Here is a 20,566-nt window from a genome sequence, read left to right as displayed (position 1 = left end):
CTCACACCCCAGCGTAGGAGTGCAGACCGGAGACCAACAGGTTCACTCCGACAAAATTGAAGATGAACACGAACCAGCCGACGATCGCGATCGTCGCGGCCCGGCGGCCCCGCCAGCCCGCGGTCGCGCGCGCGTGCAGGTAGGCGGCGTACACGACCCAGGTCACCAGCGACCAGACTTCCTTGGGGTCCCAGCCCCAGTACCGGCCCCAGGCGTACTCGGCCCAGATCGGACCGGCCACCAGCACCCCGAAGGTCCACAGCGGGAACGCGAACGCCAGCACCTTGTACGCCGTACCGTCCATCGCCTCCGCACTCGGGAGCCGGCGCAGCGACGCCGACATCGTGCCGCCGGCCAGGACCTTGCGCTCCGCGCGGGCCTTGATCAGGTACAGCACCGAGACGAGGCCGCCGACGGTGAACGCGCCGCCGGAGATCGCGGCCGAGGACACGTGGATGACCAGCCAGTACGAGTGCAGGGCCGGGACGAGCGGTCCGGCCGGGGTGTAGAGAGCCAGCGTCGCCAGGCCGAGTACGGCGGCGATCACGAGCGTCACGCCGAGACCGAGCCACTGGAGCTTGTACCGCTGCACGAAGATCAGGTAGACGATCGCGACCGCCAGGGACGCCGTGATCGAGAACTCGTACATGTTGCCCCACGGCACGCGTCCGGCCGCGAGTCCACGCGTGACGACGCCACCCAGGTGCAGCACGAACGCCAACCAGGTCAGCAACAGTCCGATCCGGCTGGCTGCCTCCATCCGTTCGGAGGCGGCGCCTTCGGCGCCGGAGGTGGAGGGGACGGCCGAGCCGCTCTCCACGGCGGCAGCCGCCGAGCCCGAGGAGACGGAGTCGGTCGAGGAGATGGAGTCGGTCGAGGCGCCGGAGGCGACCAGGAGTTCGGCCTGGGCCTCTTCCTCGACCTCGGCCGGCTTCGCGACGACCGCGCGGCCCACCGCCCATTCCGTGGCGTGGGAGACCATCGCGAGGGCGTAGATGACGGTCGCGGTCGGGATCAGCAGGTTGGAGACTTGCGCGTAGGTCTCCGGGGTCATGGCTGCTCCTGGTTGTTTGATCCGGCGGGTTGCAAACTCTTGGTGATGGCCTGGATCTCGTCGCCGAGGCCGCGCTCGGGTCCGCGGTCCAGACCCGCGACCTCGACCACGGTACGCCCGTCCTCGGTCCGGACCCGCACCCAGGTACGCCGCGGGTGGATGAACAGCGAGCCCATCAGCCCGAGGATCGCCAGCAGGATGCCCGCCAGCGCGAGGTCCGTGCCGGGTGTGTGGCTGACCTGCAGCTTCACCCACCGGCTGTAGCCGTCGAAGGTGATCGACCCGGCCTTGTCCGGCAGCGTCATGCTCTGCCCGGGCGCGAGCTGGAACCGCAGCTTGTCACCGTTCTGCTGGAACTGGGTCAGCTTCGACTTGTCCAGCTGGTACACCGACTCCGGCTTCCCGGTCTCCGGCTGCGGCCGACCGTAGTACCCGGTCATCACCAGCATCGGGTTCAGGTCGTCGGGGAACACCGAGACCGGGCCGCGCTGGTCGATCACAGCGGTCGGCAGGAAGAAGCCCTCGAAGCCGAGCGTCATCGGCCGCGCGTCCGGCGCCTTGATCACGCCGAACGACGAGAAGTTGCCGTCCTGCGGCAGGAACGGCGCCGGTCCGGAGAACGCCACATTGCCCTGGCCGTCCTTCACCGTCACCCGCGGCGCGTAGCCGTGGCCGAGCAGGTAGACGCTGCTGCCGTCGAGCTTGAGCGGGTGGTTGACCTGCAGCTCGTACGACTTCTCCGGCGCGTCCGGCGTCTCCTGGTAGGCCAGCTGCGCCTTGAACTCACGGGCAGCGCCGCGCTGCGGACCGTCCTCCTGGAACTTCACCTGGAAGTCCTTCACCGTCAGCGAGAACGGCGGCAGGTCGTCGTCACCGCTGAACGCCCGCCCCGGCGTGAAGTCGTCGTACTGCGCCACCGAGTTGGAGAAACCGTTGCCCACGACAACCAGAACGGTGCCGCGGTAGCCGAACAGCGAACCCCACGCGACCCCGACCAGCGCCAGGATCAGCGAGAAGTGGAACAGCAGGTTGCCGGCCTCACGCAGGTAACCACGCTCGGCCCCGACGGCCCCGTCGTACGACTGGATCCGGAAGCGGCGGCGCTTGAGCTCGCGGGTCGCGACCGCCAGCACGTCACCGGGATCGTCGACGGTGAAGCGCGCGTACCCGGGCAGCCGGTTGAGGTTGCGCGGCGGCTTCGGCGGCCGGGCCCGGAGGGCCTTCAGGTACACACCGAGCCGGGGGACGACGCAGCCGATCAGCGAGATGAACAGCAGCAGGTAGATGGCCGAGAACCAGGCCGACTTGTAGACGTCGAACAGCCCGAGCTTGTCGTAGATCGGCCCGAGCTTCTTGTGCGCCTCGAGGAAGTCGGACACCTTGATCGGGTCGATCGGCGTCTGCGGGACGAGCGATCCCGGCACCGCACCGAGCGCGAGCAGGAACAGCAGCACCAGCGCGGTCTTCATCGAGGTGAGCTGCCGCCAGGTCCAGCGCAGCCAGCCGACCAGACCCATCGCCGGCGGTTCGGACGGTTCGCCGGGGCCGGAGGCGGCGCCGATGCGGTCCTTGAGCTCGGTCATCTCACACCGCCGACCCGAAGTTGGCGACCCACTGCCGCAGGTCCGCGGTCATCGCATCCCACACTCCCGTCAGCAGCAGTAGCCCCACCGCGATCATCAGTACGCCGCCGATCCGGATCACCAGCAACTGGTGCCGCCGGACCCAGGCCACCGCGGCCAGCATCCGCCGGAACGCCAGCGCCGCCACGATGAACGGAATCCCCAGCCCCAGGCTGAACACCAACGCCAGCGTCGCCCCCCGAGCGATGCTGCCCTCGGTCGTGGCCAGCGTCATCACGGTCCCGAGCGTCGGACCGATACACGGAGTCCACCCGAATCCGAACAGTACGCCGAGCAGCGGGGCCGCGGCGATCCCGACCGCCGGGACCCGGTGCACCCGCACGTCCTTCTGCAGGAACCCGAACCCGCCGAGGAAGATCAGCCCGAGTACGACGGTGAGCGCACCGAGCACCCGCGTGATCGCGGTCTGGTGATCGATCAGCAGGTCACCCGCCTTGCCGAACACCACGCCGGTCAGGATGAACACCGCCGAGAAACCGGCGACGAACAACGCCGTCCCGGCCAGCATCCGCCCGCGCTTGGCCGAGCCGAGCTCGGCCGCGGACAGCCCGGTCACGTACGAGAGGTAGCCGGGCAGCAACGGAACGACGCACGGCGAGAAGAACGAGATCGCACCGGCCAGCACCGCGATCGGCAGTGCTACCAGCATCGACCCCGTCATCGAGTCGGCGAACCACTGACCCATCAGCTCAACCGGCATCCTTCACCATGCCGAGCAAGGTCTCCTTGGAGACCTCGCCGACCACCCGGGACGCGACCTTGCCGGTCTTGTCGATCACCAGCGTGGTCGGGATCGCCGTCGGGGAGATCTGGCCGCGGAACCGCAGCAGCGCCTTGCCGTTCGGGTCATAGATGCTCGGGTAGTCCACCCCGAACTCCTGGACGAACTTCTTCGCCGGAGCCGGGTCGAGATCACGCGTGTTCAGGCCGATGAACTGCACCGACGGACCGAGTTCCTTGGCCGCGGCAACGAGGTCCGGCGCTTCCTTGCGGCAGGGCGGGCACCACGAACCCCACACGTTCAGGACGACGACCTTGCCGGCCTGGCCGGCCAGCGTCCACGGCTTGCCGTCCAGCGTCGTACCGGTCAGGGGCGGGGCCTGCTTGCGGTCGGCGGGGGCGAACACCGACACGTTGCCGGTCCCACTCACGAAACCCGCCTGCCCCTGCCGGTTCTGCGCCGCCTGCTGACCGGACGAGCACGCGGTCACCGCGAGCATCAGTCCGGCCACCAGGGCAGCTGTGCGGCGCATCACGCGCCGCCCACGAACTTCTTGGGATTCTTGACCGGCAGCAGGTCCTTGGCCGGTTCGGAGTAGCCGACCGAGACGATCGCGTCGCCGTGGAAGGTGAACGAGGTCAGGCTGGCCAGGCTGCACTGCCGCTTGCGCGGGTCGTGCGGCAGCCGGCGGCCCTCGATCGCGGACCGGACGATCCAGATCGGCAGCTGGTGCGACACGATCAGCGCCTCGTGCCCGGCGGCCTTCTGCCGGGCGGTCTCGATCGCGTCCCGCATCCGCCGGACGATCTGCTGGTACGGCTCACCCCAGGACGGCTTGATCGGGTTGCGCAGCAGCCACCAGGCGCTCGGGTTCCGCAGCGCGCCGTCGCCGACCCCGAACTTCTTGCCCTCGAACAGGTTCGCCGCCTCGATCACCCGCTCGTCGATGTCCGGCGTCAGCCCGAACACCTTGGCGATCGGCTCCATCGTCTCCTGGGCCCGCTCCAGCGGCGAGCTGACCAGGTGCACGACGTCGCGGGCCTTGACGTGCTCGGCGACCCGGTCGGCCATCGCGCGGCCGAGCTCGGACAGGTGGTAGTCGGGGATCCGGCCGTAGAGCACGCCGGTCGGGTTGTACACCTCGCCGTGACGCATCAGGTGCACGACCGTCGTTTCGGTCACCGCTGCCGTTCCTCTCAGTTCTGTACTGCGGCTGCCGCACGAGCAGCCGGGGCGAGGGCGGACTCCAGCTCGGCCAGAGCGTCGTCGTCGATGGCCGCACTCACGAACCAGGCCTCGAACGCACTCGGCGGCAGGTAGACACCGGCGTCCAGCATCGCATGGAAGAACGCGGCGAACCTGGGCAGCACCTGGGCGTTGGCCCCGGCGAAGTCCCGGATCTCGGCAGGTCCCTCCGAGGACTCCACGAAGAAGACACTGAAGAGGTTCCCGGCGGCCTGGATGACGTACGGCACACCTTCCTTGTCCAGCGCCGTGCCGACGAGGCGCTGGATGGTGAGCGACGTCTCGTCCAGCTTGGCGTAGACCTCGTCGGTGGCCAGCCGCAGCGTGGTCAGGCCCGCCGTGGTGGCGATCGGGTTCCCGGACAGGGTTCCGGCCTGGTAGACCGAGCCCTCCGGCGCGAGGTGGGCCATGATGTCGGCCCGCCCACCGAAGGCCGCGGCCGGGAAGCCGCCACCCATCACCTTGCCGAAGGTCATCAGATCCGGCTGGACGCCGTCCACGCCGTACCAACCCGAGCGGGTGATCCGGAAGCCGGTCATCACCTCGTCGGAGATGAACAGCGCGCCGTTCTCACGGCAGATCCGCGCGAGGAACGCGTTGAAGTCGTCCCGCGGCGGGACGACGCCCATGTTGCCCGGCGAGGCCTCGGTGATGACGGCCGCGATCTGGTCGCCGTACTCGGCGAAAGCGGCAGAGACCGCGGGCTGGTCGTTGTACGGCAGCACGATCGTGTCGGCGGTGGTCGCCTCGGTGACCCCCGGCGTACCGGGGATGCCCAGCGTGATGACGCCCGAGCCGGCCTGGGCCAGCAGCGCGTCCACGTGCCCGTGGTAGCAGCCGGCGAACTTGACGATCTTGGCGCGACCGGTGAAGCCGCGGGCCAGCCGGAGCGCGGACATGGTCGCCTCGGTGCCGGACGAGACCAGCCGGACCTTGTCCACCGGGGTCCGGCCGACGATCTCCTCACCGAGCAGGACCTCGGTCTCGGTCGGCGTCCCGTACGACGTACCGCGGGCGACCGCGGCCTGCACGGCGGCGGTCACCTCCGGGTGGGCGTGGCCGAGCAGCATCGGGCCCCAGGAGCAGACCAGATCGAGGTAGCGGTTGCCGTCGACATCGGTAATGTGACATCGGTCACCCGATGCCATGAAGCGCGGTACGCCGCCGACGGCGCGGAACGCACGGACCGGGGAGTTGACCCCGCCCGGGGTGACTGCGGAGGCCCTGGCGAAGAGCGCGGCGGACTGTTCTGTGTGGTCGGGCACGGCCGCCATTCTCCCCGACAGGCCGGCCGGCCGGGTCGGCGGGCGGGAACAACTGCCCGGCCGGGGGTTCACAAAGGGTGTTGTTACGCGCCAGTATGGGTACCCGGTCACCGCACGTATACGGTCTGAGTCCGGCGCGTAACCCACGCACGGGGCGGGCGTTAGACCTGGTACGACGGCAACCGAGGACGACGAACTGACGTGTCCGCAGCGTGGGGCTGGGCAGGTCGATGGGTCACGGAGGGGATCATCGATGGCGAAGGGCAAGCGCCGCGCCACGGGTGGTGGATGGCGTCAGCTGGCGCCGCTCATCCCGCTGGCGTTGTTCGCGAGCGCGTTCACCGTCAGTGCCACGGATGATCCGGCGGTCGCCACGGCATCGCTGGAGCAGGGTCTGTCCGGGAAGAGCCCGGTCGTCGTGCCGAAGCAGCCGATCGCCGAGCCGGCCAACGTGCCGGTGCCGGGTGTGGTCGGCCACGGTGTCGACCCGGGCGAGCAGCCGACCCAGGTGGTGTCCGGCCTGTCCCGCAACGGCATCCCGAACGCGGCCCTGAAGGCGTACTCGCGGGCCCAGCAGGTGCTCGCCCAGGTGGACCCGGCCTGTCACCTGCCCTGGACGCTGGTGGCCGCGATCGGCCGCGTCGAGTCGAACCACGGCCGCTTCGGCGGCAATGCGCTGAACTCGCAGGGCGTCGCCGTGCCGGGCATCTACGGCCCGCGGCTGGACGGGGTGAACACGGCCCGGATCACCGACACCGACGCCGGCGCGTTCGACGGTGACGGCGCCTTCGACCGCGCCGTCGGCCCGATGCAGTTCATCCCGGGCACCTGGCGGACCATGGGCGTGGACGGCGACGGCGACGGCGTGCGGAACCCGCAGGACATCGACGACGCGGCCATGTCCACGGCGGTGTATCTGTGCTCCGGCAAGACCGACCTCTCCCAGGCGAGCGATCTGAACGCGGCCGTCCTGCGCTACAACCACTCCCAGCAGTACGTCGACCTCGTGGTGAGCATCGCCAAGGCGTATGCCGGTGGCAGCTGGATCGCGGTCGGCAACGGGACCGAGGACGACGAGCAGGGTGTCGACCGGCCCGGTGACCAGACCGGCGACCCGGAGATCGACGCCCCGGCGGACGACAACCTGCCGCAGGCCACCGACCAGGAGACGGATCCGACGGTCCGGCCGACGCAGACGACCGTGGAGGAGCCGGGCGGCAAGCCGACGACCGACCCGACCGAGCGGCCGCCAACCACAGGCAAGCCGACGCAGACCACCAAGCCGCCGACCACCACGAAGCCGCCGACGACGACCCCGACGAAGCCGCCCACGACCACGCCGCCCACTGCGGGTCTGGCGACCCTGCAGACCGCCGCCGGCCTGATCGTCGGCACCGTCGGCAGCACGGTGGGTGAGCTGACCACGGCGACGCAGTACTGCCAGTCCGAGATGGCGAAGGTGACGATCACCAAGCCGACCCAGGACCAGCTGCAGAAGTGCGTGACCGCCTACCAGACCGGCGGCGCGAAGGCCGTCGACCAGGTCATCCGCAACCTGTTGTCGCTGCTCGGACTGCTGGGCGTTCTCGGTGGAGGCATCCTCGGGAACTGACCCATCCAAGACCGGCGCGCCTGCCCCCACCCCTCCCTTGGCGCGCCCCCGGCGACGCCACGGAGCCCATCCCCCCGGCTTCGTGGCGTCGCCCTTTTTGAACGTTCAGTTCTGACAGTGAACGTTCAGTTCTGCCAGGCGGACTCGATCGTCTGACTGACCTTGTTGCCGATCAGATCCGTCGCGCTGACCCGCACACTCGCGGACGAACCGCTCGGAGCAGACGGCAACTGCGCCCGGACAGTGCCTCCGAAGCCCCGCAACGCCAGTCGTTGCCAGGTCTTCCCGTCGTACGAGACCTCGGCGGTGGTCCGGAAGATCCCCGGGCCGCGGACGCCCGGCTGGTACGCCGGGGTCAGCTCGAGCCATCCGTCCGTGTGGTTGTAGTCGACCTGGATGAGTGGCAGGACCGACCGGCCCTTGGCCGGCTTGGACAGGAAGTGCCACTCGGTGTGCGTCGCCGTCGACGTGGTCGCCCAGCTGTTCGGACCACGCTTCTGGTCGAGCGTCAGGTCGTACCAGGCGGCCTTGGCCCGCACCGCGAACTGCGCGACCGACCAGTCCTTGCTGCCGAGCTCGACCCCGTTGCTGCTGAGCCTCATGCTGGTCACGTCACCCCGGTCGGCCCAGCCGTAGATGCTGCGATCGCCGTTCACGTACTGCGGGATCGCGATCCGCAGCGCGTTCTCGAAGCGCGCCGGCGGCCAGCCCTGCGTCTCGTCACCGGTGGCGTTCGGAACGGCCGGGCGCATCAGGGACTGCCACCAGTCGCGGGTGACCTTCTCGTTCGGGCGGTAGCCGCGGGCGATCGTGTACTCGTAGCCGCTCTCGTTCCACTCCCCCGCGGACGTCTTCTCGTCCCAGGTGACGCCGTTGAGGTCCGAGGCCAGGTAGTCGGTGCGGGTGACCGGTCCGGTCACCGACCGCGTCGACTTCAGCCCGACGGAGATTCCCGGCAGGTGGGCGATCCGCTGGTCGGTGTGCAGGTACCAGGCGTCGTTGCGCTGGAAGTCCGTGGTCACCACGGCCGGCCGCATCTTCGCGAAGTCGTAGGTGAGCGGACCCTTCACCGTCGACGGCCCGACGACCAGGTCGTAGCGGTAGGTGCTGTCGAGCAAACCCTTCAGCTGCAGGGATACCGGGCCCTTCGCCAGCAGGTCGAGCAACTGCTTCCCCTGCTCGGCGCGCAGTTGGTAGAACGGGTAGTCCTCGTCGACCATGCTCGACCAGAAGCCGGGCGCCTCGTTGTACATGAAGGCCGCGGTGGCGCCGGCGTCCTTGGCCGCCTTGACCTGCGTCGGCGTGTCGTCGTGCGAGCGGAACCGGATCAGCGCGACCTTTCCCTCGGCGCCGGCCAGTTCGGCTGCCGTCCCGTCGCCGCCGTTGTAGAGCGGGAGCTTCTCGGTCCCGACGTACACCTTCCGGAAGTCGCCCTCGGCGGGGGTCGGCAGGCGGAAGCTGCTGCCCACGCCTGTGACGTCGACGGTCAGCTTCGGCTCCGCCAGGTCCCAGCGCTGCACGACCTGGAAGGTGCCGTTGGCAACCTTTCCGAAGTCCTGCACGTACACGTTGCCGGCGACCCGCTCGTCGAACCCCCAGCCGGAGACCGCGTCCCGGTCGCCGACCTTGCGGTGCCAGGCGATCCCGAGGGTCTGCGGGTCGGTCCGCCGTGGCGTCTTCACCGTCACCTTGTGCGCCGTCCGGGCGTCGAAGGTGTACGTGCGATCACCGTCGATCCACTCGTCCGGGTCGCCGAGCAGGGTGGCCGAGTTCGCCCAGCCGGCCTCGTCGCCGCCCATCGCGAACACCATCACGCTGTAGCGCCCGGTCGGTACGTCGAGCGTCCGGCTGCCGTTCTCGTCGAAGGCGATCCCGTCCACCTGGCCGGTGTCCTGGTTCCACAGCTGCACGCCGCTCGCGCCGGCCTCCGCGGTGGCCGGCCGTCCGTCCCGGCCGATGGCCTTCACAGTCACCTGGTTCAGCCGTCCGCCGGCCGCGAACCCGAGCCCGGTCCGGTAGGAGTGGTTCCCGGTCCGCGCCGTCAGGATGCCGGAGTACTTGGCCGGCTGGGTCTTCGCGAGATCGAGAGTGACCGTGGCGGACGCCGTACCGCCGGCGGGGATCGTCAGGCGGGCGGGCTTGACGGTGAGGGCCGCCTTCACCTTCGCCGACGACTGTGCCCCGACGGACAGGTCGAGCGTCACGGGCCGGTTCGAGTTGTTGCGGTAGGCAACCTTGTGGGTGGCCGGTGCGGGCGCGGTCGGCCCGGTCCAGGACAGGTCGCCGAAGAACAGGTTGGCGGTGTCCGGCAGGACCTTCGGGTCGAGTGCGCTCGGGATGTCGATCCGGCCGAGGCCTTGCTGGTCCGGCCGCGCATCCTCGGCAGGAACCGCGGTCGCGGCCAGGGCAGCCTTGAGTTGCTGGCCGGTCCAGTCCGGGTGACGCTGGGCCAGGATCGCGGCGGCGCCGGCGACGTGCGGGGTGGCCATCGAGGTGCCGCTCATCGCCGTGTAGTACTGGCTGAGCACGTGACCCTGCTCGGTCCCGGCGGCGCGAGCGGCCGCGATCTCCACGCCGGGCGCGGTCACCTCGGGCTTCATCGCGCCGTCGCCGAGGCGCGGGCCGCGGCTGGAGAAGTTCGCGAGCTGGTCATCGCGGCCGACCGCGCCGACGGTCAGGGCCTCGGACGCCGCACCGGGAGACCCGACGGTTTCCTCGGCGCCGGCGTTGCCGGCCGCGATGACGAACAGGGCACCACTGGACTTCGACAGCTCGTCGACGGCCTGGCTCATCGGGTCGGTGCCGTCGGACGGCCAGCCGCCGAGGCTCATGCTGATGACCTTCGCGCCCTGCTGGACCGCCCACTCCATGCCCGCGATCGCCTCGGAGTCGTAGCCGTTGCCGCCGTTGTCGAGCACCTTGCCGATCAGCAGGTCCGCACCCGGCGCGACCCCCTTGCGCTTGCCGTCGGACGCCGTACCGAGGCCGGCGACAATCGATGCAGTGTGCGTGCCGTGGCCGTGCAGGTCCTGGACCGCCTGGTCGGGGACGAAGCTCTCGGACGCCGCGACCTGCTTGGCGAGGTCGGGGTGGCCGGCGTCGTACCCGGTGTCGAGGACGGCGACCTTGACGCCGCGTCCGTCGTACCCGGCCTTCCACGCCGTCGAGGCACCGATCTGTTTCGTGGACTGGTCGAGGGTGGCGTGGGTGCGGCCGTCGAGCCAGATCTTGGTGACCTGGCCGGTCTTGAAGGTGGTGGGACCGCTGATGCCGTCCCAGAAGCTCTTGGCGTCGGACTTCCGCACGGTGACCGCACTACTGCCGACGCTGGGAAGGGTACGGCGGAGAGTCGCGGACGCCGGCGTGGAAGGGGCGCTGCGCAGGGTCGCCGGCGCGGTCAGCAGGAGGGGCAACCGGTCGCTGCTCGCGTCGTCGTAGCCCTGCGCAGCGAGCTCGGTGAGGTTGAAGAGCCGCTTGTCCAGGCGGCCCGCGGTGAGCAATGGGTAGGCCCGGGCGGGCACCAGGCTGAGCTCGCCGTCGAAGCTGCCGAAGTAGTACGGCTCGTCGCCGGTCAGCCGGGCGGAGACCTGCCCGTTCGAACTCGTGGTCAGCTCGGCGACGTCACCGGTCACCAGGGTGATCCGCTGGGTACTCGCACCCGGTGTCGGCTTGGCAGCTGTGCTGCCGGGGCCTTCGGCGTGTGCCGTGGTGGTCGTCAGCAGCAGGGAACTGACGACCACCGCGGCGAGCAGGCTCGTCGCGAGCCGGGGCGGTCGGGCAAACACAGGCGGACACCTCCCGATGCCCCGACCCACGCGAGGCCATCGTCGGGAGCCTGACAGTTGCCCTCAGCCCCGGTCCACTACTCCTCCTGACGGACACCCGCCATGACCGGTACCAGCCATCACGCGAAGCGCTTGGCCACCTGCTCCACCCGGTCCACCAGGTCCAGGTCGTACGCGACGCCCGGGACGTAGAAGATGATGTAGTCGGCGCCGGCCTCGAGGGAGGCCTCGACCTTGTTCGCGATCTCGTCCTCGGTGCCGATCAGGTTGTCGTTGTCGAACTTCTCCCGGTCCATCGGGCCGAGCGCCTTCTCGGTGGCCCGCGTCGGGTCGTCGCCCTTGTCGATCGGGAAGACGTTGAACGACGTCGACTTGATGATCTCGTCGTAGTCGCGGCCGACCTTCTCGCAGTGACCGCGCAGGATCGCGGCCTTCTCCCGGATCACCTCTGGGTTGCCGCCGCCGATGTTCGCGGCGTCGCCGTACTGCGCGACCAGCTTCAGCGTGACCTTCGGGCCACCGCCGCCGATCCAGAAGCTCGGGTGCGGCTTGCGCACACCCTTCGGCTCGTTGATCGGCGCGTCGATCGAGTAGTACTTGCCGTTGTAGACCGGCTTGTCCTCGGTCCACATCTTGTAGATGATCTCGGTGGCCTCCCGGAACGCGGCCATCCGCGGCGGGATGTCGGTCCACTCGTAGCCGTAGGCCTTCCACTCGTGCTCGTACCAGCCCGCGCCGATCCCGGCGTACAGGCGGCCGTGGCTGGCGACGTCGACGGTGGACGCGATCTTCGCGTACAGCGCCGGGTTGCGGTAACCGTTGCAGCCGACCATCTGGCCGATGTTCACCCGCGAGGTGTCACGCGCCAGCGCGGCCGTCGCGCTCCAGCACTCGAAGGTGGTGTTGTCCGTCGGCTCCGGCACGGTGTGGAAGTGGTCGAACAACCAGATCGAGTCCCAGGACTGGTCGTCGGCCCGCTTGGCGACGTCCGTCATCGCTTCCCACTGCTCTATCGGATCGGCGATCTGCGCCAGATCCATCTTCCAGCCCTGCGGGACGAAAATCCCGAAACGTGTAGTCATGCTGACATCCTTTCCGGCCGCGCCGGTCAGGGTCTATCACTCTGACTACTGAATTCGTTCTCAATCGGACCACTAGAACTTCTGAATACCCGGATGCGTCCGGTGGCCGGACGCACCCGGGCACATCTCAGCGAGCGCTCAGGACCCCCGCTCCGAAGCCGGGTCCCGATCGGTGCACCGCGCGGATCGCGAGAAGCGCGTTCAGCGCCACCGGTGACAACCGGCCACCGAACTCCTGCCTGGTCAGCGCTGCCACCCCGGCGGCGGTCGGCGCCGAGGCCGACGTACCGAAGAAGCGGCACTCACCCTGGACCGCCGTCGGGCAGACGCCGGATCCGAACCCGCCGGCTCCGCTCACCGAGACACCATCGGAAGCTGCCCAGTAGGGCGCCGGGAAGCTCCGTGCGGACGGACCGGAGACACCCTTGCAGGGACCAGGCTTCCCGCCCGGGCACCGGGTGGTGGTGATGATCTGGGTCGGACCGGCCGCGCTGAACGGCTCCAGCGCGATGGTCTTCGGGTCCACCGACAGACTGGCGTTGACGGCGCCGGCGCTGGTCGCGAAGCCCAGGTAGTTCGAGTCCGGGTTCATCGAACCGGCCCGCTCCGGCGGGTCGATCGTCTGTACGCCGGCCGACAACGCACGCCACCGCAGGTCCAGGATCGGAGCCTTGCGCGCCGACGACGTGCCTTGGACGTCGACGACCAGCTTGACGGGCTGCGGCGCGGTGGTCGTGTTCTCGTAGATGAACTGCTCGATGGTGTCGCCGACCCCGTTGGCCTGGACGCCGTTGCTGGCCGCGAGGCACGTCGTACCCGAGGCGTCCATCAGGTACAGGTTGAGGTCGGTGAAGCCGCCCTGGCCCGCGGTCGGGTAGACCGCGCGCGGCTCGCTCCACTGCAGGGTCGGCAGGATCGCCGCGCCGGGCAGCAGGTTGAGGTCGTACGTCGTGTCCGCCCCGCGCAGCTTCACCACGTTGTCGACCGCGTTCGGGCAACCGTTGAACGGCCCGGTGACGCCGTCCGGACCGCTGCCGGTTCCGGTCGCGGTCACCCGCGGCGCGTGCCGGCCACCGAGGTTCCCGGCCGACGAGCTGACCCAGATGCCGTGCTTGGCGAGACCCTCGGCGGTGGCGGCGCCGATGCCTTGCTGGAACACCGGCTCGTCGTCGAGCGCGATGTCCTCGGCGATCATCGTGACACCGGCGGCGGCCAGTACGTGGAACGCCTCGACGTACTCCGCGGTGGTGTCGCGGGTGCTGGCGTAGGCGAGCTTCGCGCCCGGCGCCAGGTCGTGGATGATCTCCAGCATCGCGGTGCCTTCGTCATCCTCGTACTCCGCCTGGCGCAGGACCTGGACGTTGTTGGGCAGCTCGCCCTGGGCGACCGAGTCGGCCAGGTGGTCGACGTCGCCGGAGATCGCGCCGACCTTCTGGCCGCGACCGGTCAGGCCGCGGGCCTGGGCCTTGTCGGCCTTGTGCAACTGGACGCCTTCGGCCGTGATCGGGCCGACGTCGACAGCGGGCCGCAGCGACGGCCGCAGGGCGGACACCCACCCGAGTGCGGCGACCGCGTCGAGCTTGTCGTACGGGACAGAGGCGGACACCAGGCCGGTGCTGGGCAGATCGGCACCCGGGACGGCCTTGAAGTCGGCCGAGTTCTTCAGCACGGACACGCCGAGCTTCGACAGGTCCGCCTCCTGGGCCGCGGTGACGGGCGCCGAGGCGTACACCTGGACGCCGATCCGGCCGGTGGCGCCGACACCCAGCGAACGGGCTTGTGGATCAACTGCACCTGCCTTGGCGGACGCGGAGGCCTTGGCCAGCTCGGCACTCTGCCGCAGCAGGGTCGGGATCTTGGACGGCTCGGCCGCCGCGGCGGCGGGTGCGGCCGTGGCGGGTTGGACAGCGGCGACGATCGCTATCGGGACGATCAACGTCACACCACTCAGTAGACAGGCCAGCTTTCGCACAGTTCCTCCCTAGAGAACGCAGGCACCACGAAGCCACCCCCAAGAACCCGCTGACCCCGCAGCCCAGCCCTCACAGTCACCCACGAACCTGCCCCTGTCCAGATCTCACCGAACTCATCCCGCGCCGGAGTCGTCGTACCCCTCCGACACCCCGGGAGGCCCTTTGCGCAAGTTCGACCAGCTCTTCGACACCGCCGCGCCGCTCATCACCACCGGCCGGCACCAGCGCGACTCGCTCCCCCACGAAGGCGGCCGCTGGCCCGTCAGCGTCGTACTCCGTCCACCCGTCGACAGCCCTCTCAGCCACCGCCTCGACGCCCTCACCGCCGAGGCCGCGACCCTCGCCGGCCCGGGCCACTGGCAGACCGGTCAGCGTGGATCGGCCCATCTGACCGTCCGCGCTCTGGAGGGCTACCGCGAGGGCATCGCCCCCGACGACGCCGCGATCCACCGCTACCACGCCGCCATCGGCCGCGCCGCCGCCCGCCCGGCCCGCTTCCGCGTCACCGGACTCACCCTCACCCCCGGCAGCGTGATGGCCTGTGCGTTCCCACTCGACTCGAACGCCGACGACTTCATGGATCGCCTCACCACCGAACTCGGCCCGGACGCCTGGTTCGAACGTCCGCACGGGCGCCGCGACATCTGGTATCTGAATCTCCTGCACTTCACCAGTGCCATCGCGCAGCCGGACGAGCTGATCGCGTGGGTCGCCGGGCATCGCGCGACCGAGCTGGGCGAGGTCTGCATCCCGGCGCCGGAGCTCGTGCGGTTTCGGTACTGCCCTCGGCCGCGCGCTCACATGGCGCCCGTGAGAGCGCTCTAGTTCCGGAACCGGTGAGGTCTTGACCTGGGGGCGGGGAGAGCTGAGAGTCGGGCCGGACGCGGGTGTGAGGCTCGCGCGGAGGTGGGGAGCGGCCCATGCGTGGTTTTCGTCGGACAGCTCTGGTCGCGGCGGCGGCTCTGGTCGCCGGGTTGTTGCCACTGCAGGCGTCGGCTGACGATCCGGCGCCGATCGTCCTCGCGGCGTTCGAGGGCGGCGAGCCGTTCGCGTTCCCGCCGAACGCGGGGATCTTCGGGTGGGGCAGCGACGCCGACGACCCGCCGACGATGGAACTGCAGACCCGCGCCGACGCCCCGTCCGGCGAGAAGGTGCTGCACGGCACCTACAACATCAGCGGGTACGGCGGCTTCAGCCACGACGTCACGTACGACGTGAACCCCGGCGACTGGTCGGCGTACAAGGGGATCCGGTTCTGGTGGTACGGGCAGAACACCGCCCCGCTCCCACCCGGCTCAGGGAAGCGGATCTTCTTCGAGATCAAGGACGGCGGCGCGAACGCCGAGGCCTCCGAGCTGTGGAACACCAGCTTCACCGACGACTGGCAGGGCTGGCACCTGGTCGAGATCCCGTTCAGCGAACTCGCCTACCGCACCGACTACCAACCGGTCGGTGGTATCGACCAGGTCCTCAACCTGACCCACATGTGGGGCTACGCGATCACCATGCCGGTCGGCTCCCCCGGTGAGTTCGCGATCGACCAGGTCGAGATCTACGGCAAGGCCGATCCCGCGCTGAAGGCGAGCGTGGTCACCGACGCCGGCGTCTACCCGGTCAAGGAGGGCGGCACCGCGCAGGTGAAGGTCTCCGTCGCCACCACCGGCGGCACCCCGCTCGAGGAGCCGGTCACCGTCGACTACCGCACCGGCACCGGCAGCGCGACCGCCGACGACTACACCCCCGTGTCCGGCACGATCACCTTCCCGGCCGGTACGACGTCCGGCACCGCGCAGACCGTGGCCGTCACGACCCGCAAGGACCCCACCGCCGAGGTCGCGGAAACCATCCCGCTCGAGCTCACCGTCACCGGCGCGAAGGCCCCGGCGACCCAGCCGGTGGTGGTGATCAACGCCCATGACCTCCCGTACCTCAACCCCAAGCTCCGGGTGAAGAAGCGCGTCGACGATCTGCTCGCCCGGATGACGCTGGCCGAGAAGGTCGGCCAGATGACCCAGGCCGAGCGCAACGCACTCCGGTCCCGCACCGACATCGCGTCGTACGCACTCGGCTCGCTGCTGTCCGGTGGCGGCTCGGTGCCGACGCCGAACACCCCGGCCGCGTGGGCCGCGATGATCGACAACTTCCAACTGAACGCGCAGGCGACCCGGCTGCAGATCCCGCTGATCTACGGCGTGGACGCGGTCCACGGCCACAACAACGTGGTCGGCGCGACGATCCTGCCGCACAACATCGGCATCGGCGCCACCCGCGACCCGGACCTGGCCAAGCGGACCGGTGAGGTGACCGCGACCGAGGTCCGCGCGACCGGTATCCCGTGGGACTTCGCGCCCTGTGTGTGCGTGGTCCGCGACGACCGCTGGGGCCGGGCCTACGAGGGGTACGGCGAGGATCCGGCGCTCGTGCAGTCGATGGCGACCGTGATCACCGGCCTCCAGGGCAAGGCGGACGGCAGCCAGCTCGCGCAGAACAACCATGTCCTCGCGACCGCGAAACACTTCGTCGGCGACGGTGGGACGACGTACGGATCGTCGACGACCGGAAGCTACAAGATCGACCAGGGGATCACCGAGGTCACCCGCCAGCAGCTGGAGACGCTGCACCTGGCGCCGTTCCAGACCGCGGTGGATCTCGGGATCGGCACCGTGATGCCGTCGTACTCGAGTGTCGCCATCGACGGCCAGGCGCCGGTCAAGATGCACGGGGACGCCGAGTTGATCAACGGCGTCCTGAAGCAGCGGATGGGCTTCGGCGGCTTCGTGATCAGCGACTGGCAGGCGATCGACCAGCTGCCGGGCGACTACGCGAGCGATATCCGGACCTCGATCAACGCCGGCCTCGACATGATCATGGTGCCGACGAACTACCAGGGCTTCACCCAGGGCCTGACCGACGAGGTCACCGCCGGCCGGGTGCCAATCAGCCGGGTGAACGACGCGGTCCGGCGGATCCTGACCGAGAAGTTCAAGCTGGGCCTGTTCGAGCACCCGTACGCCGACACGTCGCGGGCGAGCTCGATCGGGTCGGCCGCCCACCGCGCGGTCGGCCGGGAGGCGGCGGCGAAGTCCCAGGTGCTGCTGAAGAACGACGGCAACCTGTTGCCCCTAGCATCCACCTCGAAGGTGTACGTGGCCGGCAGCAACGCGAACGACCTGGGCAACCAGATGGGCGGCTGGAGCATCACCTGGCAGGGTGGTTCCGGAGCGACGACGACCGGTACGACGATCCTGGACGGGATCAAGCAGGTGGTGCCGACGGCAACCTTCAGCGCGGACGCCTCCGCACCGCTGGAGGGTCACGACGTCGGCGTGGTCGTGGTCGGCGAACGCCCGTACGCCGAAGGGATCGGTGACGTGGGCAACGGTCACGACCTGCTGCTCTCCGATGCCGACAGGGCCGCCGTGGACAAGGTGTGCGGCGCGATGAAGTGCGTCGTCCTGATCGTGTCCGGCCGGCCGCAGGTGATCGCGGACCAGCTCGGCGAGATCAACGCGCTGGTGGCGTCGTGGTTGCCGGGCACCGAGGGCGCCGGGGTGGCCGATGTCCTGTTCGGCAAGCGCCCGTTCAGTGGCCGGCTGCCGGTCAGCTGGCCGCGGACCGAGGCCCAGCAGCCGCTCAATGTCGGGGACGCTTCCTACGATCCGCAGTACCCGTACGGCTGGGGTCTGACCACGCAGGCCGCGGCGCGGCAGAAGCTGACCGAGGCCCGGGACACCCTGCTGCGCAAGCACGATCCGTACGCGCTGGCCGCCGGGATCGCGGCCGGTGTCGCGCTCCAGGTCAAGGACTGGTCAGGGCCGCAGGCAACCATCGCCTTGGCGGCGGTCGCCCAGTCCGCGAAGTACCTGGAGCACACCAAGGCGGACGCGTTCGGTGAGGACGACGCCGTCGTCGGTGCCGCCCGCTGGATCGCCCAGAACAAGATCGGTCAGACGCTCGACGAACCGACGTCCAAGCTGACCTCCGACGCCGAGCACCAGCTCCTCACCGGGCACCTGAGTGCCGCGGTCAGCAACCTGACCGCGGCCTACAGGCTCAGATAGCGACCAGCTCCCGGTCCGGCTGCACCGGCTCTTCCCGGTGCAGCCGGTTCGGCCACCAGGCCTTGCGACCCAGCAGGACCAGGATCGACGGGAGCATGACGATCCGGACCAGGGTGGCGTCGATCAGGACGGCGACAGCCAGGCCGACACCCATCTGCTTCATCTCGAGCATGCCGAGCGTCGCGAAGACGGCGAACACCGAGACCATCACCGCGGCCGCGCTGGTCACCACGCCGGCCGACTCGGTGATGCCCTTGCGCACCGCCTCCCGCGGCGTCAGGCCCGCGGCGACGCCCTCACGGATCCGGCCGAGCACGAACACGTGGTAGTCCATCGACAACCCGACGAGGATCACGAAGAGGAACAGCGGGATCCACGACACCACGAACCCGACCGAGGTGAACCCGAGCAACCCTTCGGCCCACGTGTGCTGGAACACCAGCGACAGCACCCCGAAGCACGCGGCCACCGAAGCCAGGTTGAGCAGGGTCGTCACCAGCGCGATCGCCACGCTCCGGAACGTGACCGCCATCATCACCAAGGTCAGCGCCAGGACGAAGGCGATCACCCAGGGCAGCTTGTCCCGCTGATTGTTGCCGTAGTCAACGGAGTCGGCCGATTCCCCGCCGACGGCCCAGGTCGCCGACCCCAGGGCGGCCGGCGCCAACTCGTCGCGCAACTGGTCCAGCGCGACCTCAGCGTTCGCACTGCTGTCCGGTAACACCGAGACCAGCGTCAGCACCGCGGTGTCACCAGACTGCCTGACCGCATCCGCCGGCGGAACGACGAACTTCCCACTCTGTACGGCGGACTCCTGCAACCCAGCCAGCCCCGCGGCAGCACCTTCGCCGCGCGCGACCACGTCGTACGACAGACCGCCCTGGGACGGGAAGTTCTCCTGCAGTGCCTTGAACGTGCGCACCTCGGGAATGCTCTGCGGCAACGAGTTCAGGTCACCGGACTCGGTCTTCATCCCGAGGGCAGGAACGGCGAGCGCGATGACGGCGATGGCCGACAGCGACAGCGCCGCCCGCGGGTGACGCAGTACGGGCGCTAGGACGCGGCGGCTGATCCCGCCGGGACCGATGCGCCGATTGAGCCGCCACAGCAGCGGGACGCGCGGGCGGTCGACCCGGTGACCGAGCTTCGCGAGCAGCGCGGGCAGGACGGTCAGCGAACCGAGGACCGCCACCGCGACAACCACGATCGTCGCCGTCGCCATCGAGGCGAACGTCGCGTCCTGAGCGACGTACAGGCCGGCCATCGAGACGATCACGGCGACGCCGGAGACGACCACCGAGTGCCCGGAGGTGGCAGCGGCGATCTCGACGGAGTGCAAGGTGTCCCAGCCCTTGCGGCGTTCCTCGCGTTCGCGCTTGAGATAGAAGAGCGAGTAGTCGACGCCGACGGCCATGCCGATCAGCAGGACGACGTTCGCGACCGAGCCGCCGTCCGGGAACAGGTAGGACAGTGGCGCGTAGAAGCCGAGCGCGGCGCCGACGGCCGAGAACGCCAGCAGGACAGGGATTCCGGCCGCGATCAGCGCACCGAAGGCAAGCAGCATCAGTCCGAACGTGATCGGCAGACTGAGCTTCTCCGCCTTCGCGAGGTCGGAGCCCACCTGCTTCCAGATGCCGGCGTCCAGTGAGGCCTCGCCGGCCTGCGCGATGCTCAGCCCCGGGTTCGCCTGCTGCACCTCGCTGGTGGCGGCGACGACCTTGTCGATGGAGTCGGCCGCGTCGTCCGCCGTACCTTTCAGCTCGAGCGGCAGCAGTGCAGCCTCGCCGTTCTCGGACCAGACCGGCCGGCCGACGCTCTGCACCGCGTCCAGCGCGGTGAACTTCTGCCGGAGCTGGGCCATCGCCGCTGTCGCGGCTGCCTTGTCGAGCGGCCCGTCCGGGTCGGTCAGCAGGACCGTCTCGCTTGGTTTGCCGGCGAGTCCGGCCTGCTGGATCATTTCGGCCGCCTGGCCAGACTGCCCGACCCAGTTGTCCTTGTCCTGGGTCTGCTGCTTCGGGATCGCCACCGACATCCCGACCGCCACGACGACGAGCAACAGCCAGAGGCCGATCGCCCGCCATGGATGGGTCGCACTCCAGCGCGCGACCCGCACAGTCACCGAATC

At 69.6% G+C, this 20,566-nt stretch carries 13 protein-coding genes; 3 read left to right on the top strand and 10 right to left on the bottom strand.

Features of this window, described 5'->3' with window-relative positions; all coding sequences use genetic code 11:
- Position 1 precedes the first annotated feature (1 nt).
- Genes ccsB through hemL form a run of 6 tightly spaced genes read right to left on the bottom strand, consistent with a single transcriptional unit; the run spans position 2 to position 5,937 of the window.
- Positions 2–1,054 carry a c-type cytochrome biogenesis protein CcsB gene (ccsB, locus tag ACZ6O0_RS41200; RefSeq protein WP_465770530.1) on the bottom strand — a complete coding sequence of 351 codons (1,053 nt, stop codon included), beginning with the start codon at positions 1,052–1,054 and terminating at the stop codon, positions 2–4.
- On the bottom strand, positions 1,051–2,637 hold the full coding sequence (gene resB, locus ACZ6O0_RS41195; RefSeq protein WP_465770529.1) for a cytochrome c biogenesis protein ResB: 1,587 nt from the start codon (positions 2,635–2,637) through the stop codon (positions 1,051–1,053). Before resB ends, ccsB begins: the two co-directional genes overlap by 4 nt.
- A gap of 1 nt (position 2,638) precedes the next feature.
- A complete protein-coding gene (locus tag ACZ6O0_RS41190) occupies positions 2,639–3,382 on the bottom strand; it encodes a cytochrome c biogenesis CcdA family protein (protein ID WP_465770590.1) in 744 nt (247 codons plus the stop codon).
- A 4-nt stretch (positions 3,383–3,386) separates the two neighbouring features.
- Complete coding sequence (locus ACZ6O0_RS41185) at positions 3,387–3,950, bottom strand: TlpA family protein disulfide reductase (RefSeq protein ID WP_465770528.1); 564 nt, start codon at positions 3,948–3,950, stop codon at positions 3,387–3,389.
- Positions 3,950–4,600: a histidine phosphatase family protein gene (locus tag ACZ6O0_RS41180; RefSeq protein WP_465770527.1), complete on the bottom strand. Its 651-nt coding sequence runs from the start codon at positions 4,598–4,600 to the stop codon at positions 3,950–3,952. The genes ACZ6O0_RS41185 and ACZ6O0_RS41180 overlap by 1 nt, the downstream gene beginning before the upstream one ends.
- A gap of 14 nt (positions 4,601–4,614) precedes the next feature.
- The gene (gene hemL, locus ACZ6O0_RS41175) at positions 4,615–5,937 is read right to left on the bottom strand and encodes a glutamate-1-semialdehyde 2,1-aminomutase (RefSeq protein ID WP_465770526.1); all 1,323 of its coding nucleotides are present in this window, start codon (positions 5,935–5,937) and stop codon (positions 4,615–4,617) included.
- Positions 5,938–6,181: 244 nt separating this feature from the next.
- On the opposite strand from hemL, the gene ACZ6O0_RS41170 reads away from it, so the two are divergent.
- Entirely contained in the window at positions 6,182–7,540 is a 1,359-nt protein-coding gene (locus tag ACZ6O0_RS41170; protein ID WP_465770525.1) for a lytic transglycosylase domain-containing protein, read from the top strand.
- A 125-nt stretch (positions 7,541–7,665) separates the two neighbouring features.
- On the opposite strand, the gene ACZ6O0_RS41165 is transcribed toward ACZ6O0_RS41170, so the two are convergent.
- The 3 genes from ACZ6O0_RS41165 to ACZ6O0_RS41155 all read right to left on the bottom strand — a co-directional run bounded on the left by ACZ6O0_RS41165 (position 7,666) and on the right by ACZ6O0_RS41155 (position 14,349).
- Complete coding sequence (locus tag ACZ6O0_RS41165) at positions 7,666–11,325, bottom strand: S8 family peptidase (RefSeq protein WP_465770524.1); 3,660 nt, start codon at positions 11,323–11,325, stop codon at positions 7,666–7,668.
- Positions 11,326–11,444: 119 nt separating this feature from the next.
- On the bottom strand, positions 11,445–12,407 hold the full coding sequence (locus ACZ6O0_RS41160) for an LLM class F420-dependent oxidoreductase (protein WP_465770523.1): 963 nt from the start codon (positions 12,405–12,407) through the stop codon (positions 11,445–11,447).
- 127 nt (positions 12,408–12,534) lie between these two features.
- Complete coding sequence (locus tag ACZ6O0_RS41155; RefSeq protein ID WP_465770522.1) at positions 12,535–14,349, bottom strand: S8 family serine peptidase; 1,815 nt, start codon at positions 14,347–14,349, stop codon at positions 12,535–12,537.
- 193 nt (positions 14,350–14,542) lie between these two features.
- Here ACZ6O0_RS41155 and ACZ6O0_RS41150 point away from each other — a divergent pair, with 193 nt between their 5' ends.
- The gene (locus ACZ6O0_RS41150) at positions 14,543–15,205 is read left to right on the top strand and encodes a hypothetical protein (RefSeq protein ID WP_465770521.1); all 663 of its coding nucleotides are present in this window, start codon (positions 14,543–14,545) and stop codon (positions 15,203–15,205) included.
- A gap of 95 nt (positions 15,206–15,300) precedes the next feature.
- Entirely contained in the window at positions 15,301–18,441 is a 3,141-nt protein-coding gene (locus tag ACZ6O0_RS41145; protein WP_465770520.1) for a glycoside hydrolase family 3 N-terminal domain-containing protein, read from the top strand.
- On the opposite strand, the gene ACZ6O0_RS41140 is transcribed toward ACZ6O0_RS41145, so the two are convergent.
- Entirely contained in the window at positions 18,434–20,560 is a 2,127-nt protein-coding gene (locus ACZ6O0_RS41140) for an MMPL family transporter (RefSeq protein ID WP_465770519.1), read from the bottom strand. The two genes, ACZ6O0_RS41145 and ACZ6O0_RS41140, sit on opposite strands and share 8 nt — an antisense overlap.
- Positions 20,561–20,566: the final 6 nt, after the last annotated feature.

It is taken from the genome of Kribbella sp. NPDC048837, assembly GCF_055586945.1.
Note: the sequence above shows the minus strand (reverse complement) of the source record. Positions and strands in the feature narration are given on the sequence as shown.